Genomic DNA, 25,691 nt, shown 5'->3' with positions numbered 1-25,691 from the left:
TAATAATGACAGCTTATCAAATCGAAACTAAGAAACAATTTACCGTTGCAGGATTGGAAATGACGATTAATAGTCAATTTAATGATTTTGCAGGTATCAATCGTGAGAAGACCGATTTTTGGACACGAATTAACACGGATGGTTCGTTAGCTAAGTTAGTGTCACAAGCAAAGGATAGTAGTTTGTATGCAGTTAACGAAGTTGTTAATAATAAGATGATGCATTATGCGGCCGTTTTACCTAAGAATGAGCATGTTGTTGCTGACCGACTCATCGAATTTCCAAGTGGCACATATTTGGTCGTGACGGGGAGGGCGGCTTCACAAGAAGAACTAGCGACACAGTTAACTGGTGCAGTATTTGGCGAGATTCTGCCTCAGTTGACAACCTACAGTTATGTTGGTGGACCCAATGCAGTTCAGATGCAAGCAGTTGATGATAACTTTCAAGGAATGGCTTTAGTACCCGTTGTTATGAACTAGAGTAATTGTGAAGCAGCTCAAAATGGGGCTAGTAAATTATTTCGTTGCCTGTTGATAATCGAGATCAAAGAAGCCCTTTAAGAACTTATTGTGAGTTCTTAAAGGGCTTCTTTTTTCTTGAACGATTGAAGTTAACCGATTTTTGGATGTTTGCTAGATTAGTTGCTAGTGACAGTAATATCACCATCGGCAGTCGTTAGGCGGTATTGAATCAATGCTGATTGATTAACTTGGTAATCACTGCCGTCAGATTGGGTATGATCAAAGATGTGTAAATCACCATCGCTGGTACTTGCACGAACACCGATTGTCCGTGATGCAGTGCCGCGAATATCGCCATCGCTAGTTGCGGCAGCTAAGTTTTCGGTAATATGATTATTATTGAGCGTAATATCACCATCACTAGTCGTTATTCCAATCGCTTTGAACCGATTATTAGTCAGGTGAATGTCACCTTCATCAGTAGCAATTTTAGAAGCATTTGCAGTAAAACGACTATCAGTAATATTGACGTCTGGATCACCATTGATTTGTAGACTGGGCGCTGATGTCCGTGTTAAATGCAAATTATCACCGGTCAGCGTCATTGACCGATTAATTTTGACATCAGTCAAGTTGACGTTACTATTGGTACTCAGGTTTTGTAGATGGTTAGTGGTGATACTTTGTAGCGTAATGTTGCCGCTTTGACTTGCTTTGGCAGTGATTCGATTGATGGTTGTCCCCTTAGGTACCGTAATCGTTGTTGTATCAGCAAATTGCCCAACATTGTCGAACATGAAGCCCATGGTTTTAGTATTGTGCGACGTTGATGTAACGGTCACGTGACCATTGTCGGTCGTAATGGTTGGTAAGGCGCGTGCGGCCGTGACGGTAACGTTAGCGGTCGTGCCTTGCTTGATAATAACATTATTAGCAGTCGCTATCGTGATATCTTTTATTTGGCTAACGTGATAATGCTTGGTTTTATGGTGAACGACATGGAAGCCTTGATCCCAATAGACACTCTGAATACCGTTATTTGCAATGCCAAACATGGTCAGAATAAGTCCAAGAACTAATAAGATAACGCCAACTCTAATTGTCTTTCGCATGGTGCCGACCTCCTCGCTCCGCACGATTCTTCTTAACAAATCGGTGGTATAAATTTTGTACGATTTTTGCAATTCCTTGTAGAATAATACTGATCATCCAGATAAATAGTGGTAATACTAATAGTTCAGCGCCGATAATAGCGAGGCCACTGCCAAGGTAGAACAGGGCCACCCATAGTGATTGACTGAAGATCCCAATGCCGGCTGTCAACATGACAAATGCGAGAATGGTAACTCCCACTAAGATGGCGCCTGCCGCGATGACAAATGCAAAGGCGGTAACAGCTAAGGCAAAGAAAACGGCTAAAATAGCAATTAGTGCGGGAATCGTGATTGGTGTTGAGAGTAGTGCTAGCACAATTAGCCAAATAGTACGCACATTGGCCTGTGACTTTTGCCGCTTGGAAAGATTTGCATTAAGATTTTCATTAAAGCGAATCGAATAGTCAGCTAATACTTTACGCGCCAACTGTTTAGGTGTTCCAAGTTCGGCGACACAGTCATCATAACTATCGATTGCCGCATCAAGTAAATATTCGCGATAAAATTCAACGACCTCATCGCGTTCATCATTGTTGAGTTGAACGAGTAACGCGTCAAATTTGGATAAGTAGTCGTTCATGATTCATCCTCCCCCTGAAGTAATTGGTTAATGGCCAAGTAATAAGTCTGCCACTCTTGCTGAATCGTATTTAGTTGAGTCAAACCACTAGCTGTAATTTGATAATAGCGGCGGTTACGCCCTTGATAAGCTTGATCATAGGTAGTGACCCAGTCATTTTTCTTGAGTCGCCGAAGTACTGGATAAAGCGTTGATTCGGATACTGAGATGGCGGCTTGTAGACGTTGAGTCAGCGCATAACCATAGTAGTCTTGATGCTTAAGACAAGCTAAAACACAACCGTCAAGCAATTCGGAACTAATTTGAATGGCCATAGCTATTCCTCCTGTTATATTATATGACGTATAGTATTGTTCAATGAGTAGTATACATTGAAGAAGAATTGGCTGTCAAATATAAATATAGGCTAGCTTGCATTGATAGTAGTGTTGGGCTAATGGTTATTGGCTGCGTTTAAACATTGCATAATTGCTGATGGCAGAAATATTCCGTAGTGATGAGAATAAAACGTACTTGTGTTGGTATGGGAGACTATGAAAGGCTTTTTGGCGCAAAAAAGCCTCCCAAAGTTAAGAGAAATCTTTGGGAGACACAGATATCGTAATGGGTTATGGATTCAATGATCGTAGGTAGTTCTTTTATAAAACTTGGTGAGCAAGCTATTTTTTGTAACATGATGAAGCATCGATTATTTATTAGTGACATTACCACCGAAGTATTTATTAGACAGTTTCTTTAGTGTGCCATCTTGGCGTAATTCTTGAATGGCCTTAGAAAGTTGTTTTTGAAGTTTGGCGTGTTTTTTGGTGACAATGGCGCCTATTTTTTGGGTCTTGATTTCTGAACCACCGCTAATGAATTTTAAGCTCGCCTTGGGGTTCTGCTTGAGGTAGGCGTAGAAAGCTTCCCGCGAGTTAATTGTGCCAGCAACGCGGCCTTGATTCACTAGATCAATTGATTGTTGAAAGCCATCAGTGGGGGTGACAGTAGCCCCTAAGCGCTTAGCATCGTTAGCGTTATTGCTAGTCGTTGTTTGAGCAACTTTTTGTCCCTTGATATCGGTGATTTTCTTAATTGATGATGATTTTTTAACGGCCAGTTGTGATTTAGAGTAAATATAAGGAGTCGAGAATAAATATTTCTGTTTGCGTTGTGCCGTCTCAGCAATATCGTTGATCACGACGTCATACTTGTTAACATCGAGGCCAGCAATCAGTGAATCGAATTTAGTTGGTACGAACTGGGCTTTTAGACCGAGCTTCTTGGCGACGGCCTTGCCAAGATCGACCTCAAAGCCAGTCAACTTACCGTCTTTGCGATAACTGTAAGGCTGAAAAGTGCCCTCTAGGCCAATGGTCAACGTGCCACTCTTTTGTAAGCCAAGCTGACTACTAGCGCTAGAAGGACTACTTTGTGATGAGTTAGAGTTACCACATGCTGTCAATGTAACTGTCAGTGCGAGACCTAAAATTGCTAAACTTAATGTTTTAATCCATTTCTTCATAATTGATTACCCCCGTAGATGTGTTTAGTGACAAAAAAAGTCGTCCCTTAATATAAAAGGACGACTGCTGACCGTGGTACCACCTTAGTTTCCAAGCGTTGTGCACAACACTTGGCTCAATGAGTTATTCACTCGGTACGCTAACGGGTACGACGCGTCACTGGTTTGCTAGTGCTTGCCAAGTACCATTTAGAGACCATCTTCGTGTCACTGTCCGACCGTTTTGCACCAACCAACGGCTCGCTATGCGTGGCAATCACACTACTCATCTCATCACAACGTTTAGATGTTGAGGCTAGTTTACAAGATTAGATTAAAATTGTCAAACTTAAATTACATGATAAATTAACCAAAAAGCCATCTTTTGCTAATTTTATTTGGTTTGTTAATGCATCTGCCAATTAAATTGATACTGTAGTGTCATTAGCAACTAACGTTAAAAAAGCGGGTTCTTAACTAGATACTCTAGTTAAGAACCCGCTGATTGAATGGTAATTATTGATTAGCTTTATCTGAAATAGTTGTAAATGTCATTGCGGCTAAGAAGTCGGCAATCCGCTGAGTTGGTTGTTTGAAGAATTCAGCGGGGGTGCCATCGAACAAGATTTTACCATCTTCAACAAATAGAATCTTATCAGCTACGGCTCGCGCAAATTCCATGTTGTGAGTGACGATAATCATGGAGTCTTCTTCTTGGGCAAGTGCAAGCAGGACGCGCAGAACCCCAGCTTCTAGTTCCGGATCTAACGCGCTAGTTGGCTCATCTAATAAGATAAATTCGGGATTCATTGCCAATGAGCGCGCAATGGCAACCCGCTGTTGTTGACCACCAGATAACTGTTCGGGATAGGCATCGGCTTTATCTTGTAAACCAACCCGGGCTAATAATTCTAAGGCCGTTTTATTAGCAGTAGCGGGGTCTTTTTTCAAGACTTGCACCGGTCCTTCCATAACATTTTTAACCACGCTGAGGTGTGGGAATAAATTGTAGCCTTGAAAGACCATCCCAGTTTTACGCCGAATGTTGAGAATCGTTTTGTTCGTCAACGGTTTAGCAAAGTCAATGGTCTCGTCATTGAAGTGGTACTGGCCATTTTCGGGGCGCTCCAATAAGTTCAGGGAACGCAATAAGGTTGATTTGCCAGAACCAGATGGCCCAACGATTACGGTCGTCTGGTGTTCTTTGAATTCAGTATTAATATCGGTTAACGCTTGGTGATTGCCAAACGTCTTATTTAAGTGTTCTAATTTGATCATTCGACAACCTCCTAATTAAGTGGTCGCAAGTAACGGGATGTACGCTTCTCTAAATAGCTTTGTAACCAGCTAAGCAGTGTACATAGGATTGCGTACAGCGCAGCGACTAAAGAATACATGACGAGTGGCTGATAATTTTGTGCTGCAATTTGCTGACTAACTTCAAACATTTCAATAATTGTGATTGAAGCGGCCAACGATGTATCTTTAACTAAACTAATGAAACTATTAGCAAGTGGTGGTAAGGACACTCGGGCTGCTTGCGGTAGAATAATGCGTTTAAGTACTTGTGATTTAGTCATCCCGATAGAGTAAGCGGCTTCCCACTGACCTTGAGGAATCGAAAGAATTGCTGCCCGAATCGTTTCGGCACAATAAGCTCCGGTGTTTAGCGAGAAAGTCGCAATCCCAGCTGTCCATGGATCTAATTGGACACCGTTGGGAAAAATTCCTTTGATTTTAAGGTAAGGCAGTCCGAAGTAGACAATGAAAAGTTGTACTAGTAATGGGGTACTCCGGAATAGCCACACGTAGAAGTTGGCGATGGCTTTCAGAATTAAAAACCAGCCACGGCGGGTCGAAATCTTAACAAGCGCCGTGAAAATAGCTAGAATCAAACCGAGAATAAATGAAATGATGGCAATAGGGATGGTGTACTTTAAGCCCGCCGCGGCAATTTGCGGCGTTGATGTGACAATAATGTGCCAGATTGAATCCATGGGAGCCTCCTGTAACGCTTAGAATTTGGTGCTATGTATCCCGCCTTGACAGCGGGGAGCGGTACCTTACTTATCAGTAACGTTACCACCAAAATACTTGTTGGACAATCTCTTTAACGTGCCATCTTTACGTAATTCTTGAATGGCTTTAGAAATTTGTTTTTGCATCTTTGGATGTTGCTTAGTAACGATGGCGCCAATCTTTTGTGCTGCAATATGGTCACCAGAGTCAATTAACTTAATGTTAGCCTTCGGATTTTGTTTAAAGTAAGCATAGAAGGATTCCCGCGAGTTAATGGTTCCAGCTACGCGCCCTTGTGAGACTAGGTCAATTGACTGTTGGAAACTGTCAGTGGGGGTGATGGTTGCACCCAAACGTTTAGCATCAGTGGCGTTGTTACTAGTCGTCGTTTCAGCGACTTTCTTACCTTTAATGTCAGTAATCTTACTTATCGATGAATTCTTTTTAACGGCTAATTGTGATTTAGAATAAATATAGGGGGTTGAGAAGAGATACTTCTTTTTTCGTGCCGCCGTTTCAGACATGTTATTCATTACAACGTCGAATTTGTTTGTATCTAATCCGGCAACCAATGAATCAAACTTCGTTGGCACAAACTTGGCCTTTAACCCCATCTTCTTAGCGACTGCTTTTCCAAGGTCAACTTCAAAACCAGTTAACTTGCCGTCTTTACGGTAGCTGTAAGGTTGGAAAGTCCCTTCCAAGCCAATTGTTAACGTTCCCGATTTTTGCAATCCGAGGTCGTTAGACTTAGAACTGTTACTAGTGTTACTACCACAGGCGGTTAATGTAATCGCTAAACCTAACCCGAGAACTGCAACGCCTAATTTTTTAACCCATGACTTCATGATTCACACTCCTAGAAATTTTTCACAACAGTCCTAGTTTATCCGAAAATGAATCTGTTAACAAAAAATAAGCATTGAGTGTCGCAAACGGACCAATGCTTATGTCATAATCAGCTAGTATAGCGTTAGTGTAGCGAATTGGAAGGGGACTGTCAAACTCTTTTTCAAACAGCGAAATCTGACAGATTAATGGTTAGAAAGAATACTGATTGAAATTATTATAGATACACGAAGTTTCGGTGGTAACCAAAAATGTGACTAATTGCAAATGATGCCATTAGCCACATTATGAGTGGGTCGATTTAGAATTGGGTTACCAATGATGTAGTCGGAATGGTAACTGATGCTGGTTGTAAGATGTGGCCAAGGCGCTTAATACCCAGATTAATAGTATCAACATCTAAGTTAGTAAAATTCAACCGGAAGCCATTTTTGACTTTGCGACTGGCAAATTGACAAGCAGCCGGAACATAGGCTACATGTGCTTGTGGTAGAACAACATCGTTAAGCAAAGCTTTAGCATCAACACCTTCTGGCAAGGTTACCCAGATGAAGAAGCCGCCATTAGGCCGAGTGTAGTGCACATTTTGTGGAAAGTATTGATCGAGTGCTGTTAACATTGCATCACGTTTAATCCGGTATGAAGCACTAATTGTTGCCACATGGTCGTTGATGTCATGACTATCAAGGTAGCTGTTAATGGCAGCAAGCGTTACATTGGGTGACTGCACATCAATTGCGGATTTAAGGCCAATTAATTCGTGCATAATGTTGTTATCAGCAACAATCCAACCAGTACGTAAAGCCGGGGAAAGAATCTTTGAGAAACTTGAAATAAAGATAACGCGTCCCTCGGTATCGTAATGTTTAATAGCTGGGATGGTATGACCACTATAACGAAGATCCCGGTAAGGACTGTCCTCTAAAATAATAACGTCATACTGATTGGCAAGGGTAACGAGAGCCTGACGTCGCTTGGCACTCATAGTGGTGCCAGTTGGATTATGAAAATCAGGAACCGTATAGATTAATTTAATTTCAGGATGAGCCTTTAAGGTTTTGTGAAGCTGACGAATATCCATGCCATGATCATCGACTGGAATTTCGTAATAAGTTGGTTCGTAAGTGTCAAAGGCAGCTAAGGCGCCCATGTAAGTCGGGCCTTCAACAACCATAGCATCACCGTGATTTAATATTAGTTTAGCCACGAGGTCGATAGCTTGTTGCCCACCTTGCGTCATCATAATGTTATCAGCACTAACTTGAACATCCGCATGGGTCGCCATGCGATCAGCAATTTTTTGGCGTAGCGCTGGGAGTCCCTGAGTTGATGAATATTGAAAGATACCCTGACCGTCATGTTCAATAGCGTCGCGATAAGCCTGTTTTAAGTCGTCATCGGGAAATAGGTGCTGATCTGGAAAACCACCAGCGAAGGAAATGTTTTTCGGATTGGCACTATTTTTGAAAATTTCATCAAGGTCGGAAGTATCGTTGTTTAATACGCAATTTGCAAATAATTTTTTCATAATAATTTCCCCCACTAGTTTTTTGTACTTAAACTGTTTTATTTGATTATCAATATGATAGAATAAAGCTCGTGATTAGTAAAACTCAACTTTTTCAATAATAAATGAAAATAATTCATCCAAGAGAGGTAAATAGCTATGGCAAACTTTGCGTATGAAGTTTTTTCAACGGTCGTTGCGCAACACACCTTCTACCAAGCAGCTGCCACACTTAATGTTACGCCCAGTGCAGTGAGTCATTCAATCAATCAGTTAGAGAAAGAATTAGGTTTTCCATTGTTCATTCGTAACCGTTCAGGCGTTGAACTTACTAGTGATGGTCGGCAAGTATTACCCTATGTTCAAGAGATTCTGAATACGGAGAGTAATTTGCGCCAAATTGCTGATAATATTCAAGGATTGCACTCCGGATCGGTAAGAATTGGTGGTTTTAGTAGTGTCTGCATTAACTGGTTGCCACGGATTATTCGCGAATTTAATCATCAATATCCAGATATTAAGATTTCAGTCATGCAAGGTGACTTCAATGAAATAACTAACTGGGCAAAAATTGGGACGATTGATATTGGGTTTACGTCAATGCCGGTTAATGAGAACTTACTCGTACATTCCTTAGTTAATGACCCAATCTATTGTGTGACCCCAGCTGACTTCATTCCTGAAAATGGGGAATTTATCACAACTGACGATGTTGCAGATAAGAACTTCATTCTTCAACAAAGTGATTATGATCGGGATACTAAGTTAGCCCTGGATCATTACCACGTGACCAATAATTTTTTGCGATTCTCAATTGATGACCAGTCCATTATTTCAATGGTAGAGTCGGGCTTAGGAATGGGAATTTTACCGCAATTGGCATTGCGCAAGTTAACGGGTGATGTTAATACATTTTCTTTTGCAGAACCCTATAATCGTGAGATTGCCTTAGTAGCGAATAAGACTCAAGCGACCGCACCGTCGACGGCAATGATGATCCGAGCTATTAAGCAATTTCTGACGAAAGAATATCCGGATCAGATGTTGTGGCAATAGAGGATTTAAGTTGTAATTAGGCAGACATCGTTGGCTTGGCAGGCGGCAACATCAAGTGTATGACGATATATTGGATTGCAATTGAATAATAATCAGCATATGAAAAGGGTGGCATAACTGTCAATTACAGGTAAGGTCTTGTTAACGATTTTATGGTGGTTACTCTTAGCAATTGAAATTCTCGGCAAGGTGATGTTTGGTTTATTTGTAGTTAGTTTTAGTCTATCTATTTGATGGGGTAAATTTAAAAACGATATCTAGTTCGTGTTGCCGAAGCTTCTAGCAATTCGTCTGGGGAATAGCGTGACTTGACCATATTAGACTTGCTTTTAGCCTACTTATGGTAGCTTGCATTATCAGCACAGCGCTATGTTAGCGTTTGTTGGTTGTTTTGACATCGCTGTTGATTAGTTAGGTTAGGCTGAGTAATAATGATGGCTAGTCAAGTTAGATCACTGTTGCTAGTTTATAAATGTTTGAATCACATTACCGATTTGCCGATTGTCTAGTAGGCCAGATCTGGTTCGCCATGAGCGTAAAATCTTTTGCTTGTAGACTTTTACCACTGGCTTGAAAATAGATTGGCCGGCCAAGGCACTTTGAAGTGGTAAGAGCTGCTTAGCTTTGACTGTTTTGTCAGCGATAATCAGTACCTGTAACTTGGAATTGATGGACTTTCGGTGCGCTATCAGTTTAGTAAGGGTATTCGTTTGCGACTTAGCCGCAATGGGCGTCGTTTTATGACGATGATTTTTTTGATAACTGGTGCCATTAAACGGAGTGGCTATCAGCACAAGATGTTGTGGTACTAGGGTTGTCGGCGTATGTTCGACATAGTTAGTGGCTGTAAGACCGGTATTGCCATAACTCACGAGGTTAAATCGTTGAAACTTAAAATGTTGTTGGGCGCGTGATAGGCATCGCTCTAACAACTGAACTTGGCGGTCAGAACTCGAATCGGTTGGTAACTGAACTTGTAAGTATGGTCGATTGTCACTATTGAGAAGCTGGCCCTTGAAGGTCACGCTCCCAGTTGGTGTGATTGTGGCAGACACCATGGTTTGCGCTGCACTATTATGCTGAATGCTGGTGGTTAACTGCTGCTTCTGCTGGTGAGTTAAACGATTGTCTAACAAGAGCACCATTGGAATACGTTCAGTCGAGGTCACTGTCATCATGGTGAGCGGTTTAGCTTTACGAATCTGTTGTTGCCAAAGCATGGTACCACCGATCATTGCTAACAGAATCGCTAGCCAGGCAGCACCCGTCAATACTTGTTTTGTCGTTGCTTTCATATTCCAGTTACTCCATATCTTCAAATAAACTGCACTTTTAATGTAAGCTAGTCGTGGACAACTTGCAACTGTTGACAGTCTTTAGACAGCAAAAGTCCCAGCCAAGTATATTTGGCTGGGACTCCTTAAAGGTATCAGTCACGTGCTCCGGATAGGGCAGAGACTGATGCTTTAAGATTAGATATGGTACTCAAAAAGCATCACCCCCTTTCATTAATTGTCCGTAGTTTAGTCCCATTTAATGGTCAGGTCAACTAATTAGTTCGCAAACAGACTAAACGCGGTATAATAGAATTCCTTGGCAGGGGCACTCAGCAGTTGCTGGGTTCTTAATAACTGAATTTTCAGTTGAATTGGGTGCATCGACAGACTAGTTGGGCCCCTTTTTTTATATCACAAAGGTTATAGATAACGTTAAAGGTAACTTAGTCTGTAAAGTTAATGAATTGATTCTAGTTACAATAAGTTGATGATTAATCTCAACGGGTGCTAATGTTAGAACTGTAATTGGCAAAGCCACTGAAGTTTAGTATCAAATTGACCGACGATATTAAACTTATAGCAGTCGCACTTGCTGTCTGGACGGAGCCGATGACCAAATTGGTACGGCCTAATTAAGAACTTAAGCTTTTCTTTAAAAAGTGCTACCGCAAGTGCGTATTAAATGGTAAATTAATAGAAGTAGTTTTGTCATATTTCTTACATTCATAGGGAAGAGGGATTATTCACATGGTCTTTAACTTGGTAGTTAATATTATTGGGATTGTGGTTTTTATTGCCATTGCCTACTTATTCTCCAAGCAAAAGCACGCCATTAACTGGCGTTCAGTTGGTGTCATGTTAGTACTAGAAGTCTTATTGGCATGGTTCTTAACGGGTTCACAAGTCGGTGTCGACGCGGTTAAAGCAGCGGCAGATGGCTTCACTTGGCTCGTCAATGTGTCATACGATGGGATCGCCTTTGCGTTAGCTAGTTGGGTTAACGTTAAGTCGATGGACTTCGTCACTAGTTCATTATTACCAATCTTGTTGATTGTGCCATTATTCGATATTTTAACCTATATTGGCGTATTACCATGGATTATCAAATGGGTGGGCCGTGGGTTAGCTTATATTACTGGTCAACCAAAGTTCGAATCATTCTTCGTTGTTGAAATGATGTTCTTAGGCAACACGGAAGCTCTTGCTGTTTCGCAGTTACAATTGAAGCAGATGAAGGCACAACGAAACTTGACGATTGCGATGATGTCAATGAGTTGTGTGACGGCATCGATCTTAGGGGCTTACATTAAGATGATGCCTGGTCAATTCATTTTGACGGCGGTGCCAATGAACGTCTTAAACGCAGCTATTATTGCTGCAATCTTGAATCCGGTCGAAGTTAAGCCGGAAGAAGATACCATTGCGAAAATCTCAGGTAGTGCGGCTGTTGAAGAAACTACTGCCACCACTGAAACGAGCGGTTCTGAAGAATTAGCTAATGAACAAGTTAAGGAAGCTAAACCAGCTCGCGAACCATTCTTCTCTTTCTTGGGTGATTCAATCTTAGGCGCTGGTCGCTTGATTTTGATTATTGCTGCTAACGTTATTGCTTTCGTAGCGTTAGCCAAATTAATTGATAAGTTGTTAGGTTTAATCAATAGCAATTTATCACTTGAAAACATCTTTGGGGTTGTCATGTTCCCATTTGCATGGCTACTTGGCTTTAATCCTGGGGATGCTTTCCAAATGGCTTCATACATGGGGACGAAGTTAGTAACGAACGAATTCGTTGTCATGGGTGAAGTTTCTAGCAAAGTTAACGATTTTGCACCACATTTTCGGGCAGTCTTGACGGTCTTCTTAACATCCTTTGCTAACTTCTCAACGATTGGGATGATTATCGGGGCCTTCAAGGGAATTGTTGATCGTGAAAAGAACGATTTGATTTCTCGAAATGTTGGTTACATGCTATTATCTGGTATCCTAGTTTCCTTACTATCAGCCGGTGTGGTTGGCTTATTTGTTTGGTAGACGATATAATGCAATCTTGAATTAACTATGAGAGTGTCAGCTATTCGGCTGGCCTCTTTTTTATGTCCAAATATAATCGATTTAAAGCATAAGCAGAAGAAATCTTTTTACGTATTCAGTTCAAAATTGACACATAGTTGTAATCAGAAAAATTGATAACTGACTAGCGGGCAATAATAGCCGGAAAGGTAGACTTTTCAAGGATTATTACGATTTAATCATTGGGGCTGAGCATTGATTTTAAGTGCTATTTACGTTAAAGTTATGAGGTGACGTGAAACATTGAGTTGTTTCACAAAAAGAGGACGAATGTGACCCTTTTAAGGAGAGCTATTACTAATGAATCCAGAAGAATTTAAACAAGCGTTGGCCCAACACGGAATTGCGCTGACGACCAAGCAATTGGCACAGTTTGCGACGTACTTTCAGTTGTTGGTCACGACTAATCAGCAATTTAATCTGACAACGATTACGGCCGAACCAGAAGTTTATCTCAAGCACTTTTACGATTCGCTAACGCCGGCGTTTTATGTTCCTGCGTTACGTGATCAATCGCTCACGATTTGTGATGTTGGTGCTGGTGCTGGTTTCCCATCGATTCCGTTGAAAATTGCGTTTCCACAATTACAAGTAACCATTGTTGATTCATTGAATAAGCGAATCAACTTTTTAAATGATTTAGTACAAAACTTAGGGTTAGATGGTGTCCAAACATTCCATGATCGGGCTGAAACTTTTGCTGGCAAAAAGTCGGTGCATCGTGAAAGTTACGATGTTGTGACGGCTCGCGCAGTGGCACGGTTGTCAGTCTTAAGTGAGCTATGTCTACCGTTAGCTAAAATCGGTGGTCAAATGATTGCTTTAAAGGCTGCTAATGCGCGCACCGAAACTGCTGAAGGAACATACGCTGTTCAGCAATTAGGCGGCAAAATCGTTCAGGATGAAGCCTTTACACTGCCAGTGACCGATGATCCACGTCATATTATTGTTATTGATAAGAAGAAGCCGTCACCGAAGCGTTATCCACGTAAGCCGGGAACTCCGGCCAAACAGCCATTAACGGCACCAATGTAAGGTGGGAGGTAATTTCAATGGCATTTTCATTATTTGGTTCCAATCGTGATAAGCATAAAGCCGAGACGGCTGCAGCATCAACGAATCAACAAATTATTCGCATTCCGGTCACTGCCATTATTCCCAATCGGTTTCAACCCCGACAAGTCTTTGACGAGGCTGGTATTGCTGAACTAGCGGCCACCATCGCAGAGCATGGTCTGTTGCAGCCAATCGTTTTACGGGAATATGAACCACAGAAATACGAAATTATTGCTGGTGAACGGCGTTTTCGGGCCATCTCCTCACTGCACTGGGCGGATGTACCCGCGATTATTCAAAAGATGGATGATGGTGAGACGGCTTCGATGGCGTTGATTGAGAATTTACAGCGACAAGATTTAACGGCGATTGAAGAGGCTCGCGCTTATCAAGAATTGATGGAGCTCAACCAGCTAACGCAATCGGCATTAGCTAAGGAGTTGGGAAAAAGTCAGTCGTTAGTAGCGAATAAGTTGCGATTACTGAAGTTAGCTCAGCCAGTTCAAACGGCGCTACTCCAACGCCAGATTAGTGAACGGCATGGTCGGGCGCTACTCAATTTGGCTGTTGACGAGCAGGAAGCAATCTTAAAACAGGTTCTTGCTGAACAATTGACAGTTAAAGAAACGGAGCAGTTGGTTGCGAAGACCCAAATGCCACCGAAACCTAAACGCAAACGTGCACGGGGATTGACCGGTGATACGCGCATTGCTGTTAATACAATTAAAAAATCAATTAAGATGGTAACCGATGCCGGGTTACCCGTAAAGACTCACGAAGAAAATACGGATGATGGCTATCGGATTACGATTGAGATTCCAAAAAATCAACCAAGGGGTGATCAATAATTATGGGAACCGTAATTGCACTTGCTAACCAAAAAGGTGGCGTTGGCAAGACGACCACGAGTATTAATCTCGGGGCTAGTCTGGTCGAATTAGGCCAAAAAGTTTTATTAATTGATACGGATGCGCAAGGGAATGCAACCAGTGGTTTAGGGGTTCAAAAGTCGACCATTGAGCGTGAAATTTATGACGTTTTAATCAATGACGTTCCCATTAAAGAAACCATTATTCCAACGAGTCATAAAGGTTTAGATATCGTTCCCGCTACGATTCAACTTTCTGGCGCGGAAATTGAATTGACGCCGATGATGGCGCGTGAAACACGGTTGCGTGATGCAATCGATGATGTCAAGAATGATTATGATTATATTTTGATTGACTGTCCGCCTTCGCTAGGTCTGTTGACGATTAATGCGTTTACAGCTTGTGATTCGATTTTGATTCCAGTCCAAAGTGAGTATTACGCGTTGGAAGGATTAAGCCAGTTATTAAATACGATTAAGCTTGTCCAAAAACATTTTAATAAACAATTGCGAATTGAGGGCGTGCTTTTGACTATGTATGATGCCCGCACGAATCTTGGTGCACAAGTTAACGAAGAAGTGCGTAAATATTTCAAGGATGCAGTCTACAAGACAATTATTCCCCGCAATGTGCGGTTATCTGAGGCACCTAGTCATGGCCTATCAATCGTGGATTACGATGCTCGTTCAAAGGGTGCACAAGTATACTTAGCTCTAGCAAAGGAAGTGTTGGCCGCTCATGGCAAGTAAAGATAAAGATAATAAGGCGCTGGGACGCGGTATTGGTGCCCTGTTTGCTGATGTTAACGAACCAGTTAGTGAAGAAACTGTGGTTGATCTCAATCTTCAAGATATTCATGCCAATCCATACCAACCACGGCGGACATTTGACCAGACTGCACTTAAGGAACTTGCCAGTTCGATCGAAAAGTCGGGGGTCTTCCAACCAATCATTGTGCGACAGCCCGATACTGAGCTGAATAAATATGAAATTATTGCTGGCGAGCGCCGTTTTCGGGCGTCTAAGCTAGCCCATCAAACAACGATTCCAGCGATTGTTCGGGATGTCACTGAAGAACAGATGATGGAAGTGGCCGTTCTCGAAAATTTACAGCGAGAAGATTTGACGCCGTTAGAAGAAGCGGAAGCTTATGATTCGCTGATGAAGAAACTGAAGCTAACACAAGCGGAAGTTTCAAAGCGGCTGGGTAAGAGTCGGCCATACATTGCGAACTATTTACGTCTGTTGGGCTTGCCAGATGGTGTGAAGCAATATATTCAAAAAGGTCAGCTTTCAATGGGGCAGGCTCGGACATTATTGTCTTTGAAGGATAAGTCCAAACTGGCTCCCTTGGCAAAGCGGGTCGTTAAGGATAACTTGACGGTTCGTCAGTTGGAACAAATTGTGGCACGTTACAACGGTGAAACGAAACAACCTACTAAAAAAGTTGTGGCTAAGAAGTCGCCCTATATTCGTGCAAGTGAGGAACAATTACAAGAAAAATTTGGAACAGCGGTTTCAATTCAAGCTAAGACGAATAAGGCCGATCAAGGGAAAATTGAGATCCCGTACTTATCAAATGAAGATTTGACGCGGATTTTAGAAATTCTCAGCATTGATTTAAATTAATTAATTTATAAAGGGGCGTTGCGCATGTATGATTTAGGTGATATTGTCGAGATGAAAAAAGCACATCCGTGTGGTGTTAATCGTTGGGAAATTACCCGAATGGGCGCTGACATTAAGATTAAATGTACGGGATGTGGTCACGTGGTCATGATGCCGCGTCGCGAATTCAACAAAAAGCTCAAAAAAGTATTAGAAAGCAAAGCCGATCAAGCTTAATTATTAAAAAGGAAGAGTGAATAACCGATATGGCACTTACAGCAGGTATCGTTGGGTTACCAAATGTTGGTAAATCCACATTATTTAACGCGATTACGAAGGCCGGCGCCGAAATGGCCAATTATCCATTTGCGACGATTGATCCAAACGTGGGAATGGTTGAAGTTCCCGATAAACGACTAGACCGGATCCAAGAACTTATTCCCGCAAAGAAGGTCGTGCCAACGACTTTTGAATTCACAGATATTGCTGGGATTGTCAAGGGTGCTAGTAAGGGGGAAGGACTTGGTAACAAGTTCCTTGAAAATATCCGTCAAGTTGATGCCATTGTGCACGTAGTCCGGGCCTTTGATGATGATAATATTACTCATGTGACGGGAAAAGTGGACCCTCAAGATGATATTGAGACGATTAATTTAGAGTTGAGTTTGGCTGACTTAGAAGCTGTTGACAAGCGCTTGGCCAAAGTACAACGAGCTGCCAAGGGTAGTGATAAGGAAGCTAAAGCTGAATTAGCTGTCTTAGAAAAAATCAAGCCAGCACTTGAAGCCGGTAAACCAGTGCGTTCACTGGAATTCAGTGAGGATGACCAGCAAATCGTGAAGGGGCTGTTCTTGTTAACGTCTAAGCCAGTGCTATATGTGGCCAACATTGCTGAAGATGACATGGCTGATCCAGAAAACTCGAAGTACTTTCAAGTCGTTGCGGACTATGCTCAACAGGAAGGCGCTCAAGCTATTGGGGTCGCTGCTGAAACTGAAGAAGAAATTGCGGAGTTGGATGATGCCGATAAAGCGGACTTCTTGGCGGCTGAAGGCGTTGATGAGCCCGGTTTGAATAAGCTGATTCGGGCTTCTTACAAGCTCTTAGGCCTAGAAACGTTCTTCACGGCTGGTGGCAAGGAAACTCGGGCATGGACGTTTAGACGTGGTACTAAGGCGCCTCAAGCTGCTGGCATTATTCACTCTGATTTTGAACGTGGATTTATTCGGGCTGAAGTCATGTCTTATGATGCATTAGACGAGGCTGGTTCAGAAGCTAAAGTTAAAGAAAATGGTAAGCTCCGTTTGGAAGGTAAAGACTATGTCATGCAAGATGGTGACATTGTTGAATTCCGCTTCAACGTTTAGGGCGAAAGGAGAATTTGTATAGTGAGTGAAAGTGAGACTTCAAAGACACCCAGAAACGCAGCGGCTGGTGCAAAACAGGCCAAAGTTGCAGAACGGCCTATTCAAGAGGCGACCGAATTAACGAAGCGCAATGCCGAATACATGCGACAAATGCGCAAGTCACTTGATGGAACGTCATTAGCTGCTGAAAAGAAAACGGCAGTGCTTAACGAAATGACGACTACGTTATTAGCAGAACAAGGTCGTGGGACTACCGCCCGTCAATTATATGGGACGGTTCAAGAACGGACCGAAGAAATTGTTAATCCGAAGAAGACCCCTGTTGAACGCCAAAAAGCGAACTATTGGGTTACGGCCTTGGATAATGGTCTGATGTTATTCATGATTTTCTGCTTAATGTACGGAATCATGGGCTTTATCGGGACGAATGCTACTAAGAATTCGGCTGGTGCTAATGGGATTACAGCTATTTTGATTACGTCGGCTATCGGTGGTTTAGGGGTTGCTAAGCTGTTCGAGTACTTGATGCCTGCTAAAGACGGCAAGAAAGTTTCATTGTGGAAAAAGATTTTATGGTCTGTATTGGCCATCATTGTTTGGATGTTAGTCTTTACCACGATGTCAATGATTCAAGGACCATTAAATCCTGTCTTACCAGGAATTGCGTACTTGATTATTGCGGTCGTTGTCTTCTTCGCCCGGATGTGGCTGAAGCGGCGCTTTAATATTACGACGAGCATGTTTTAGGTTCGGATTGAAAGACAAGTTGATGTTAAGTCAGCTTGTCTTTTTGTTCTCTACTAGTTGTGAATGGCTTGATTAGTGACACAGTTGACTTGTGAACTAGAGGGAACCGGCTGTGTTAATGATTATAACTTAATTCGTAAATGCAAAGGGAGCGCAACGTGTCCAAACTCAATCCAGATGGCCTTCACACTCTTTTGAAACGTGTTCAGGCATCCAGGGCCTTCACACTCTGAAAATAAGAACTTCCTGAAAATCAGCGTAACCCCTTGCATTTAACGCGATGTTTTGTTACCTTTACAGATAAAAATAAAAACATAAGGAGCTAACGTTCAATGTCTAATTGGGATACAAAGTTTGGAAAAAAGGGTTATACGTTCGATGATGTACTATTAATTCCGGCCGAAAGTCATGTTTTACCGAATGAAGTCAATTTAGGTGTTAAACTTGCCGATAATTTACAGCTGAATATTCCAATTATTAGTGCGGGAATGGATACTGTTTCAGAATCCGCAATGGGAATCGCAATGGCCAACCAAGGTGGTTTAGCGGTTATCCATAAGAACTTAAGCATTGAAGCGCAGGCTGAAGAAGTTAAGAAGATCAAAGCGGTCGTTAAGGATGATGATCATCCACACGCCGCCGTTGATGCCAATAACCATTTATTGGCCGTTGCGGCTGTTGGGGTCACTAGTGACACTTTTGATCGGGCCGAGGCTTTGTTTGAAGCCGGTGCCGATGCCATCGTTATCGATACGGCCCATGGTCATTCCGCTGGTGTGCTTCGGAAGATCAAAGAAATTCGGGCCCATTTTCCGGATCAGACATTGATTGCTGGTAACGTTGCGACAGCAGAGGGCACTCGTGCTTTATTTGAAGCCGGTGTCGACGTTGTTAAAGTGGGTATCGGTCCTGGTTCGATTTGTACGACTCGGATCGTTGCTGGTGTTGGCGTACCTCAATTAACAGCTGTTTATGATGCAGCCAGTGTTGCTCAAGAATACGGTAAGACGATCATCGCGGATGGCGGGATCAAGTATTCTGGTGATATTGTTAAGGCGTTAGCCGCCGGTGGTAACGCCGTGATGCTCGGTAGTATGTTAGCTGGAACGGCCGAAGCACCTGGTGAAGTTGTCTTTGACGATGGTCGTCAATACAAGTTTTATCGGGGGATGGGTTCCGTTGGCGCCATGTCACAAGCTCATGGTTCTTCTGACCGGTACTTCCAAGGTGGCGTGAACGAAGCAAACAAGTTAGTCCCAGAAGGGGTTGAAGGCCGCGTCCCATTCAAGGGTAGCGTTGACGATATTATCTTCCAAATGTTAGGCGGTTTACGGTCTGGTATGGGTTATGTAGGCGCTAAAGATATTGCAGCTTTGATTGAAAACGCTCAGTTTGTTGAGATTTCTGGCGCTGGTTTACGCGAATCACACCCGCATGAAATTCAAATTACAAAAAATGCTCCTAACTATTCAGTTAACGGTTAAACTGACTGTACCAATGGCTTGACTAGCCAGTGGAATTCGGTTTAGAAATAATTTTCAAGTAAGCGTAGAACCTATCTTTTGGTTCTACGTTTTTTTATGTATAGTGCTGATTGGAATTGAGAAAAGCGTGGACTTAACGTTTAGGTAGATTGCCCGTTATTTGCTAGTTTGATTGCAACGCCTGTATTGGTTCTGAATACGATTATGTTACTTATGAAATCTGTTAGAATTTTAATGCTATCGTAGTACTAACTGTTTAAGGGATGGGGTTATTTATATCATGAGGTATCAGTTAGTAGGTTGCGACGATTCGGTCACTTTTCAAAGCGGACATGTTAAGGCAATCGATGGACAATTTGCATCAACGTTTAATGATTATTTAACCACCAAAAATAGCTGACAATAGAATTATCAGTAATGCTGTAATGATTAAGTGTTTTATGAACGCGCCACTTAACCTGTAATGAGCTAACGGCGCGTTTGTGTTAGGCACTGATGAGTAATTGCGCTATGATGGACTTATTAAAATGTACTGTACCAGTTTAGTGAGGTGCCAAATTCAGTATATTAAGTAGGTGAGTAGATGCAACGGTTTCAGTCACGCCATTTATTTCAATTACGAGAGATTGGCTTGGGCTTAACTTTTATCGGTGGCTTTATTGACGCATACACGTTCATACAACGGGGAGGTGTCTTAGCGGCTGGTCAAACGGGCAATTTAATTTTTCTCAGTGTTGATGTGGCCCAGTGGAATTTACCGGGTGTGCTGACTAAATTAGCAACGGTCCTCTTTTTTACGCTAGGTGTGATTGTCGTGGGTATATTGAAACAATGGTTAGGTGCGCACTCACACTATTGGCGCTTGCCCGTTTTGGTAGCAGGACTAGTTGTTTGTTTAATGGTCGGAGCATTACCGGCAACTGTTAGTAATGCTGTAGTTGTCCCGCCGCTCGCGTTCGTGATGGCGATGCAGACGACGGCCTTTAGTGCGATTGCTGGCTATGGCTATAATAACGTGTTCTCTACTGGCAACCTAAAGAAAGCGACAGTGGCGCTGACTAACTATTGGTTAGCAGGTTCACGGACTGATTTGGCAACTGGGCTAGTGTATTGGGAATTAGTATTAAGTTTTGCCGGAGGCGCGATTGTCTCTGCTATCTTGCAACGGTGGTGGACGTTACGGACGATTTGGATCGCAGCGGGACTGTTAGTATTGGTGGGTGGTTACTATACCTGGCTATTAGTTTACCGCGCTGCAAATGGCGAGGAATAGTTGCGTTTTCTCTAAAATCAATCGTTAACTGCCAAGCTCGGCCGCTTTTTTGGTAGAATAAAAATAGAATTATTTAAGGAGAAAAACACTATGAAAATTTTAGTAGTCGATGACGACAAAGAAATTGCACAACTATTAGAAATTTATATTAAAAACGAAGGTTATGAACCAGTTAGTGCTTATAATGGACGCGAAGCCTTAACTAAATTAAATACGAATCCGGACATCGCGTTAATGATCTTGGACATCATGATGCCTGAGATGGATGGAATTGAAGTAATTAAGGAAGTGCGGAAAGATTCACAACTTCCAATCTTAGTCTTGTCTGCTAAAACAGGCGATATGGACAAGATTCAAGGGTTAATTACGGGCGCTGATGATTATGTCACCAAACCATTTAATCCGCTAGAAATTATGGCACGGGTTAAGTCGTTGTTACGGCGTTCTGAAAATAATGTGACCACCACGGAACCAGATGTGTTGGACATTGGGCCACTAACGATCAATAAGGATTCACATGAAGTGAAGACATTGACGGGTAAGGATATTCAATTAACCGCGTTAGAGTTCGGTATTTTGTACTTGCTCGCGAGTCATCCTAACCGGGTCTTTTCAGCTGATGATATTTTTGAACGAGTTTGGCAACAAGAAAGTATCGTCTCAGCCAAGACGGTGATGGTGCACGTGAGTCATTTGCGAGATAAAATCGAAGAAGCCACGGATGGTGAAAAGGTCATTCAGACTGTTTGGGGCGTTGGTTATAAGATTGAATCGCGTTAAAAGTGAGGGCTAGCTTTTGAAATTAACGGGGCGCGAAAAAAGTGAATTGTTTTTTGAAGGGGTAGTGACGGTGATTTTGCTACTCCTTTTGAACTTGTCGATCGTTGTGCTGATCAACAGTACGATTGCGCATAATCCAGGTTTGCAGAGTGGTATTTTTCAAATTAAACGGTCAATTACGATTGGTCCTAATAATTATCAGTTATGGAGTTATGAAAATATCTTTATCGGGCTGATGCTCATTGCGGATGGCTTTGTATTATATTGGCGGTTGATTCGGCGCTATAAACAAATGCAGTTGCGACATATTATTAGTGAGTTGCATTATATTGCCGCGGGGCATTTTGATCATCGAATTGATTTTAATTTGACTGGCGATACGCAACGGGTCGTTGAAAGTGTCAATGCTTTGGTAGATTCTGCTATCCATTCGATGGACGAAGAACGTGAGATTGAACGGTCGAAGGATGCGCTCATCACTAATGTGAGTCATGATATTCGAACGCCACTGACGTCGATTATTGGATATTTAGGCTTGATTGAAAATCAGCAATACCAGTCAGAAGAAGACTTGATCAAATACGCGCATATTGCTTATTTGAAGGCAACTCAAATGAAATCACTTGTTGAAGATTTATTTGAGTATACGAAATCACGTCAGACTGAGACTCCCTTAGCCATTAATCGGTTGAACTTGACGGCGATGCTTGAACAATTAGCGGCTAGTTTTGAATTGGAAGCTAATAAAAAGCATCTGAAAATTGAAGTGGAGAGTGGTTCGCAGCCGATTTATATTGAAGCGGATGCGGAGAAACTGGGGCGAGTCTTCAGTAATTTGATTACTAACGCGTTTAAGTATGGTACTGGTGCTAAAAACGTGGTGTTACAAGCCGAGCAACGTGGTGAAGAAGTTGTGATTCATGTAACGAATGATGGCCAGCGGATTCCAGCCGAATCATTGAGTCGTTTATTTGAACGGTTTTACCGGGTCGAAGAATCACGTTCTAAGGCGACTGGTGGGTCAGGACTGGGCTTGGCTATCGCACAAAGTATCGTGGAACATCACGGTGGCTACATTTATGCCCAAAGTGATGATGAGCAGACGAGCTTTGTCATTCATTTGCCAGTAAAACATGATCAGCCATTAACAAAAAAACAATCGAATATGATAAATTAACTTGTTTCCACAGACATAATTATTTAAACTAAAATTAGCATTAGCAATTAAGAAAGGGATAATTGAGACATGAGATTTGCGGGAAAGTTAAAGAAAGCTATGATTGCCCTCGTTGCGGCAGTTACGTTTAGTACAGCTGGTTTGGGAATTGCGGGGACTGACCTTCAAGCCCAAGCAGCCAGTACACCATCGATTTCTGCGAAGGCTGCGATTGCAGTGGACGCGTCGACTGGTCAGATTCTTTATGATAAAAACAGTAGTCAACCAATGGCGATTGCGTCGATGACTAAGATGTTGAGCACTTATTTAATCCTCAAGGCCATTCATGAAGGTAAATTATCATGGAATCAGAAGATCAGTGTTAGCAAAGCAGTCGCTAAGATGAGTCAGAATACGGAATATGCGAACGTTCCGTTATTATCAACGAAGACATATTCGGTGCGTCAGTTGTATAATGCAACTGAAATTTATTCCGCTAACGCAGCTGTAACGGCTTTGGGTGATGCGGTTGCTGGAACACCACATAAGTTTGTTGAATTGATGCGGAAAACAGCCAAATCATGGGGCATCACGGACGCTACCATTATTAATGCTAGTGGGTTAACCAATAAAGAAGTTGGCAGCACGATTGGGTATAGTAACGTTGCAGCTAGTGCTGAAAACGAAATGTCAGCACAAGATGTTGCTACCGTTGCGCAAAAGCTATTATCAGATTACCCAGAAGTTTTAAAGACTTCCAGCATTGCCCATGCTTGGTTTGAAAAGGGCACTAGTTCAGCAACCAAGATGGATAACCGGAACTACATGCTCAAAGGACTGGTTAAGCATTACTCCGCACTTCCTGTGGATGGTTTGAAGACGGGGACTTCCACTAAGGCTGGGAATGCCTTCACTGGAACCGTTAAGTTTAGCAATGGTAACCGAATCATTACGGTCGTCATGCATGCTGGCGCCGCTAACGATAGTGGGACGGAACGTTTTACTCAAACGGCTGAAATCATGTCGTATGTTTACCACAACTACACGACTACGACGATTAACAAGCATGGCAAGATCAATGGTGTGAAAGCCGTTGATGTCCAAGATGGGAAGTCCTTAACGTCGCAACTCGTTTCAAATAGTGGTATAACCAAGATTTACTTGCCAACCGGGACGGATGCTAGTGCCGTTACTGGTAAGGTCAGCTTGAAGAAGTCGGCGACAACGGCCGGTAAGCTACAAGCGCCCGTTAAGAATGGTAAGACGGTCGGTACTGTTAACTTGAACCTAAGCAAAAAAGCGATTAAGGTAGTTGACGGAACGACAAGTAAAAACCTGACTATCAATGTAACGCCTAAGAAGTCGATCGACAAAGCGAACATTTTTGTTCGGATGTGGCGTGGAGTTAAGAGCTGGTTTAACTAAACAATCGCGTTTGAATACGCTACAAAGTGCTAAATTGGTCACATTATATTAATTAGAATAGCTTGTTAAAAAACGCTTCGCTGGGATACTTATAATTCTAGCGGGGCGCTTTTTCGATGCTAAGTAATATAGCTAAGCATGCCTATTTCAAATAAGGTGATAGATTACTAAAGATAATGTCATAACCAGCTGGTAGTGGGTGAAGACCATCAAAAGTAAGTTCTTTCTTCAAATTACCATCAGTATCAGTTAGTCCGGCATTCAAGTCAATGAAATCAAAGTTATGCTTTGCAGCAAGGGCTTTAACTTTAATATTTGCAGCCCTGGTCATCGCATTAGTCCGATATTGCGCGACATTCGGATGTGAAGCATCGGCGGTGTTAAAGTTAGCAACTGTATTGATAGGATAATAAGCCATAATATAGACTTGTGTCTTCGGTAGTTTACTAGCAACTTGAGTCATGATTTGATCGTAATTTTGCATCATTGTTTTTTCTGACAGGTTGAAGCCCATATCATTGGCGCCAATTTGCAGGAAAAGGATACTGGGCTGGAGATCGAAAATCAGCGTATCCATATGATTAAGCTCGTCAGCAGTCGTTGTTGCGCGAATGCCACGATTATAGATTTTGTGCTTGAGATGCAGTTTTGTTTGGAGTTTTTCGATTGGAAAAATTTCGACGGTCGATGAACCAGTAATGACAATTTGCCCTTTGAGTGCAGTTTGATTAGCAGCGCTATATTTTTCACGAATATTGTTTTGAAATTGGATGATGCGGGGATCGAGATTAGTTAATTGGATTGATTCATTGGTCATAATAAAGCCTCATTTCTTAGCAATGTTAGTTTGATTAACTGTTCGTAATGCTAACTCTTTGAAGTTAGTCTGTCAAACAATTCTAATAACTAATTAAATTTGGTATACTTAAGACCATGGAGTGTGAGAATATGGCAGATATAGAAGCAACAATTGCATTATTTCACCAAGTCGTACGCGGGGAAGAAGTGTTGGTACGTGAAAAAATGACCAACCATGTGCCGACCCAACAACTGATGGTTTTAACATACATTGCTGCCCATCCAGGTATTATTCAACGTAATATCGTTGAACTTATTGGACGCAAAGCAGCGACGGTATCGGTGATGCTTAAAAATATGGAGCAGCAGGGGTTGATTATTCGTCAAATACCGAGTGATAACTCGCGAAATAAAAATATTTTTGTAACTGACGATGGGCAAAAGCTTGCTGAAACGTTCAAAGTAACCCGGCAGCGAATCCATCAAGAAATGTTAACTAACTTATCGGCTGATGAGCGCCAACAATTGCGACAATTAGTTGCAAAAATAAAAATACCAAGTTAGCCGGCTGTTGCAGCAATATCAAAGTGTGAGGAAGGTAGAAGTGTCTTATTTTTTCTGATGATCGAAGAAAAGCGAGCTTAGTTCTGATTCTGCTTGTGCCAGGAC

The 25,691-nt window shown here is 42.1% G+C and carries 26 protein-coding genes and 1 other annotated feature; of the genes, 16 read left to right on the top strand and 10 right to left on the bottom strand.

The genetic code is table 11. The features are described from left to right. The first annotated feature begins 5 nt into the window (after positions 1 to 5). Positions 6 to 482, top strand: coding sequence for a GyrI-like domain-containing protein (locus RXV91_RS06785; protein WP_316439246.1), 477 nt, complete (start codon positions 6 to 8; stop codon positions 480 to 482). Between the two features lie 158 nt (positions 483 to 640). Here the strand turns inward: RXV91_RS06785 and RXV91_RS06780 are convergent, their stop codons facing one another. The 8 genes from RXV91_RS06780 to RXV91_RS06745 form a co-directional block, all read right to left on the bottom strand. Next, a complete protein-coding gene (locus tag RXV91_RS06780; RefSeq protein ID WP_316439245.1) occupies positions 641 to 1,576 on the bottom strand; it encodes a DUF4097 family beta strand repeat-containing protein in 936 nt (311 codons plus the stop codon). After that, the gene (locus tag RXV91_RS06775) at positions 1,560 to 2,198 is read right to left on the bottom strand and encodes an HAAS signaling domain-containing protein (protein WP_316439244.1); all 639 of its coding nucleotides are present in this window, start codon (positions 2,196 to 2,198) and stop codon (positions 1,560 to 1,562) included. The genes RXV91_RS06780 and RXV91_RS06775 overlap by 17 nt, the downstream gene beginning before the upstream one ends. Further along, complete coding sequence (locus RXV91_RS06770; protein ID WP_021731092.1) at positions 2,195 to 2,512, bottom strand: PadR family transcriptional regulator; 318 nt, start codon at positions 2,510 to 2,512, stop codon at positions 2,195 to 2,197. The genes RXV91_RS06775 and RXV91_RS06770 overlap by 4 nt, the downstream gene beginning before the upstream one ends. Before the next feature lie 374 nt (positions 2,513 to 2,886). Continuing rightward, positions 2,887 to 3,702: a transporter substrate-binding domain-containing protein gene (locus RXV91_RS06765; RefSeq protein WP_316439243.1), complete on the bottom strand. Its 816-nt coding sequence runs from the start codon at positions 3,700 to 3,702 to the stop codon at positions 2,887 to 2,889. Positions 3,703 to 3,755: 53 nt separating this feature from the next. Then, positions 3,756 to 3,988 (bottom strand) — a binding site (T-box leader). Positions 3,989 to 4,197: 209 nt separating this feature from the next. Beyond that, a complete protein-coding gene (locus RXV91_RS06760; RefSeq protein ID WP_316439242.1) occupies positions 4,198 to 4,959 on the bottom strand; it encodes an amino acid ABC transporter ATP-binding protein in 762 nt (253 codons plus the stop codon). An 11-nt stretch (positions 4,960 to 4,970) separates the two neighbouring features. Further along, positions 4,971 to 5,678 (bottom strand): amino acid ABC transporter permease, encoded by a 708-nt coding sequence (locus tag RXV91_RS06755; protein WP_021731096.1) that lies wholly within the window; start codon positions 5,676 to 5,678, stop codon positions 4,971 to 4,973. Positions 5,679 to 5,744: 66 nt separating this feature from the next. After that, positions 5,745 to 6,548: a transporter substrate-binding domain-containing protein gene (locus tag RXV91_RS06750; protein WP_316439241.1), complete on the bottom strand. Its 804-nt coding sequence runs from the start codon at positions 6,546 to 6,548 to the stop codon at positions 5,745 to 5,747. A gap of 302 nt (positions 6,549 to 6,850) precedes the next feature. Continuing rightward, positions 6,851 to 8,077: a PLP-dependent aminotransferase family protein gene (locus RXV91_RS06745; protein WP_316439240.1), complete on the bottom strand. Its 1,227-nt coding sequence runs from the start codon at positions 8,075 to 8,077 to the stop codon at positions 6,851 to 6,853. A gap of 138 nt (positions 8,078 to 8,215) precedes the next feature. Here RXV91_RS06745 and RXV91_RS06740 point away from each other — a divergent pair, with 138 nt between their 5' ends. Next, the gene (locus RXV91_RS06740) at positions 8,216 to 9,112 is read left to right on the top strand and encodes a LysR family transcriptional regulator (RefSeq protein WP_316439239.1); all 897 of its coding nucleotides are present in this window, start codon (positions 8,216 to 8,218) and stop codon (positions 9,110 to 9,112) included. Between the two features lie 461 nt (positions 9,113 to 9,573). Here RXV91_RS06740 and RXV91_RS06735 read toward each other — a convergent pair whose 3' ends face one another. Further along, the gene (locus tag RXV91_RS06735; protein WP_316439238.1) at positions 9,574 to 10,407 is read right to left on the bottom strand and encodes an alpha/beta hydrolase; all 834 of its coding nucleotides are present in this window, start codon (positions 10,405 to 10,407) and stop codon (positions 9,574 to 9,576) included. 729 nt (positions 10,408 to 11,136) lie between these two features. Between RXV91_RS06735 and RXV91_RS06730 the strand changes: the two genes are divergently transcribed. The 13 genes from RXV91_RS06730 to RXV91_RS06670 all read left to right on the top strand — a co-directional run bounded on the left by RXV91_RS06730 (position 11,137) and on the right by RXV91_RS06670 (position 24,224). Then, a complete protein-coding gene (locus RXV91_RS06730) occupies positions 11,137 to 12,420 on the top strand; it encodes a nucleoside transporter C-terminal domain-containing protein (RefSeq protein ID WP_316439237.1) in 1,284 nt (427 codons plus the stop codon). Between the two features lie 339 nt (positions 12,421 to 12,759). Further along, a complete protein-coding gene (gene rsmG, locus RXV91_RS06725) occupies positions 12,760 to 13,494 on the top strand; it encodes a 16S rRNA (guanine(527)-N(7))-methyltransferase RsmG (RefSeq protein WP_316439236.1) in 735 nt (244 codons plus the stop codon). A gap of 17 nt (positions 13,495 to 13,511) precedes the next feature. Beyond that, the gene (gene noc / locus RXV91_RS06720; RefSeq protein WP_316439235.1) at positions 13,512 to 14,363 is read left to right on the top strand and encodes a nucleoid occlusion protein; all 852 of its coding nucleotides are present in this window, start codon (positions 13,512 to 13,514) and stop codon (positions 14,361 to 14,363) included. 2 nt (positions 14,364 to 14,365) lie between these two features. Further along, on the top strand, positions 14,366 to 15,133 hold the full coding sequence (locus RXV91_RS06715; protein ID WP_316439234.1) for an AAA family ATPase: 768 nt from the start codon (positions 14,366 to 14,368) through the stop codon (positions 15,131 to 15,133). After that, positions 15,123 to 16,013, top strand: coding sequence for a ParB/RepB/Spo0J family partition protein (locus tag RXV91_RS06710; protein WP_316439233.1), 891 nt, complete (start codon positions 15,123 to 15,125; stop codon positions 16,011 to 16,013). The genes RXV91_RS06715 and RXV91_RS06710 overlap by 11 nt, the downstream gene beginning before the upstream one ends. A 24-nt stretch (positions 16,014 to 16,037) precedes the next feature. Further along, entirely contained in the window at positions 16,038 to 16,229 is a 192-nt protein-coding gene (locus RXV91_RS06705; protein ID WP_003639829.1) for a DUF951 domain-containing protein, read from the top strand. 29 nt (positions 16,230 to 16,258) lie between these two features. Further along, on the top strand, positions 16,259 to 17,359 hold the full coding sequence (ychF, locus tag RXV91_RS06700; protein ID WP_316439232.1) for a redox-regulated ATPase YchF: 1,101 nt from the start codon (positions 16,259 to 16,261) through the stop codon (positions 17,357 to 17,359). A 21-nt stretch (positions 17,360 to 17,380) separates the two neighbouring features. Further along, on the top strand, positions 17,381 to 18,106 hold the full coding sequence (locus RXV91_RS06695) for a DUF1129 domain-containing protein (protein WP_033610820.1): 726 nt from the start codon (positions 17,381 to 17,383) through the stop codon (positions 18,104 to 18,106). A gap of 332 nt (positions 18,107 to 18,438) precedes the next feature. After that, positions 18,439 to 19,590 (top strand): IMP dehydrogenase, encoded by a 1,152-nt coding sequence (locus tag RXV91_RS06690; protein WP_316439231.1) that lies wholly within the window; start codon positions 18,439 to 18,441, stop codon positions 19,588 to 19,590. 583 nt (positions 19,591 to 20,173) lie between these two features. Beyond that, positions 20,174 to 20,863: a YoaK family protein gene (locus RXV91_RS06685; protein WP_316439230.1), complete on the top strand. Its 690-nt coding sequence runs from the start codon at positions 20,174 to 20,176 to the stop codon at positions 20,861 to 20,863. Between the two features lie 90 nt (positions 20,864 to 20,953). After that, positions 20,954 to 21,643: a response regulator transcription factor gene (locus tag RXV91_RS06680; RefSeq protein ID WP_316439229.1), complete on the top strand. Its 690-nt coding sequence runs from the start codon at positions 20,954 to 20,956 to the stop codon at positions 21,641 to 21,643. A 16-nt stretch (positions 21,644 to 21,659) separates the two neighbouring features. Further along, positions 21,660 to 22,820: a HAMP domain-containing sensor histidine kinase gene (locus RXV91_RS06675; RefSeq protein ID WP_316439228.1), complete on the top strand. Its 1,161-nt coding sequence runs from the start codon at positions 21,660 to 21,662 to the stop codon at positions 22,818 to 22,820. Between the two features lie 69 nt (positions 22,821 to 22,889). Further along, a complete protein-coding gene (locus RXV91_RS06670) occupies positions 22,890 to 24,224 on the top strand; it encodes a D-alanyl-D-alanine carboxypeptidase family protein (protein WP_316439227.1) in 1,335 nt (444 codons plus the stop codon). A 142-nt stretch (positions 24,225 to 24,366) separates the two neighbouring features. On the opposite strand, the gene RXV91_RS06665 is transcribed toward RXV91_RS06670, so the two are convergent. Then, positions 24,367 to 25,041 carry a GDSL-type esterase/lipase family protein gene (locus RXV91_RS06665; protein WP_316439226.1) on the bottom strand — a complete coding sequence of 225 codons (675 nt, stop codon included), beginning with the start codon at positions 25,039 to 25,041 and terminating at the stop codon, positions 24,367 to 24,369. A gap of 131 nt (positions 25,042 to 25,172) precedes the next feature. Here RXV91_RS06665 and RXV91_RS06660 point away from each other — a divergent pair, with 131 nt between their 5' ends. Further along, positions 25,173 to 25,586 (top strand): MarR family transcriptional regulator, encoded by a 414-nt coding sequence (locus RXV91_RS06660; protein ID WP_316439225.1) that lies wholly within the window; start codon positions 25,173 to 25,175, stop codon positions 25,584 to 25,586. Positions 25,587 to 25,691 lie beyond the last annotated feature (105 nt).

It is taken from the genome of Lactiplantibacillus sp. DA1, from assembly GCF_032681335.1.
Lineage (GTDB): Bacteria > Bacillota > Bacilli > Lactobacillales > Lactobacillaceae > Lactiplantibacillus.
Note: the sequence above shows the minus strand (reverse complement) of the source record. Positions and strands in the feature narration are given on the sequence as shown.

Bases quoted from the DNA above. Each gene is read 5' to 3' on its own strand.
- RXV91_RS06665 (WP_316439226.1), bottom strand. From the start codon at position 25,041: ATGACCAATGAATCAATCCAATTAACTAATCTCGATCCCCGCATCATC.
- RXV91_RS06715 (WP_316439234.1), top strand. From the start codon at position 14,366: ATGGGAACCGTAATTGCACTTGCTAACCAAAAAGGTGGCGTTGGCAAG.
- RXV91_RS06745 (WP_316439240.1), bottom strand. From the start codon at position 8,077: ATGAAAAAATTATTTGCAAATTGCGTATTAAACAACGATACTTCCGAC.
- noc (WP_316439235.1), top strand. From the start codon at position 13,512: ATGGCATTTTCATTATTTGGTTCCAATCGTGATAAGCATAAAGCCGAG.
- RXV91_RS06690 (WP_316439231.1), top strand. From the start codon at position 18,439: ATGTCTAATTGGGATACAAAGTTTGGAAAAAAGGGTTATACGTTCGAT.
- rsmG (WP_316439236.1), top strand. From the start codon at position 12,760: ATGAATCCAGAAGAATTTAAACAAGCGTTGGCCCAACACGGAATTGCG.
- RXV91_RS06735 (WP_316439238.1), bottom strand. From the start codon at position 10,407: ATGAAAGCAACGACAAAACAAGTATTGACGGGTGCTGCCTGGCTAGCG.
- RXV91_RS06780 (WP_316439245.1), bottom strand. From the start codon at position 1,576: ATGCGAAAGACAATTAGAGTTGGCGTTATCTTATTAGTTCTTGGACTT.
- RXV91_RS06680 (WP_316439229.1), top strand. From the start codon at position 20,954: ATGAAAATTTTAGTAGTCGATGACGACAAAGAAATTGCACAACTATTA.
- RXV91_RS06710 (WP_316439233.1), top strand. From the start codon at position 15,123: ATGGCAAGTAAAGATAAAGATAATAAGGCGCTGGGACGCGGTATTGGT.
- RXV91_RS06660 (WP_316439225.1), top strand. From the start codon at position 25,173: ATGGCAGATATAGAAGCAACAATTGCATTATTTCACCAAGTCGTACGC.
- RXV91_RS06760 (WP_316439242.1), bottom strand. From the start codon at position 4,959: ATGATCAAATTAGAACACTTAAATAAGACGTTTGGCAATCACCAAGCG.
- RXV91_RS06730 (WP_316439237.1), top strand. From the start codon at position 11,137: ATGGTCTTTAACTTGGTAGTTAATATTATTGGGATTGTGGTTTTTATT.
- RXV91_RS06755 (WP_021731096.1), bottom strand. From the start codon at position 5,678: ATGGATTCAATCTGGCACATTATTGTCACATCAACGCCGCAAATTGCC.
- RXV91_RS06765 (WP_316439243.1), bottom strand. From the start codon at position 3,702: ATGAAGAAATGGATTAAAACATTAAGTTTAGCAATTTTAGGTCTCGCA.
- RXV91_RS06775 (WP_316439244.1), bottom strand. From the start codon at position 2,198: ATGAACGACTACTTATCCAAATTTGACGCGTTACTCGTTCAACTCAAC.
- RXV91_RS06740 (WP_316439239.1), top strand. From the start codon at position 8,216: ATGGCAAACTTTGCGTATGAAGTTTTTTCAACGGTCGTTGCGCAACAC.
- RXV91_RS06670 (WP_316439227.1), top strand. From the start codon at position 22,890: ATGAGATTTGCGGGAAAGTTAAAGAAAGCTATGATTGCCCTCGTTGCG.
- RXV91_RS06685 (WP_316439230.1), top strand. From the start codon at position 20,174: ATGCAACGGTTTCAGTCACGCCATTTATTTCAATTACGAGAGATTGGC.
- RXV91_RS06785 (WP_316439246.1), top strand. From the start codon at position 6: ATGACAGCTTATCAAATCGAAACTAAGAAACAATTTACCGTTGCAGGA.
- RXV91_RS06770 (WP_021731092.1), bottom strand. From the start codon at position 2,512: ATGGCCATTCAAATTAGTTCCGAATTGCTTGACGGTTGTGTTTTAGCT.
- RXV91_RS06750 (WP_316439241.1), bottom strand. From the start codon at position 6,548: ATGAAGTCATGGGTTAAAAAATTAGGCGTTGCAGTTCTCGGGTTAGGT.
- ychF (WP_316439232.1), top strand. From the start codon at position 16,259: ATGGCACTTACAGCAGGTATCGTTGGGTTACCAAATGTTGGTAAATCC.
- RXV91_RS06705 (WP_003639829.1), top strand. From the start codon at position 16,038: ATGTATGATTTAGGTGATATTGTCGAGATGAAAAAAGCACATCCGTGT.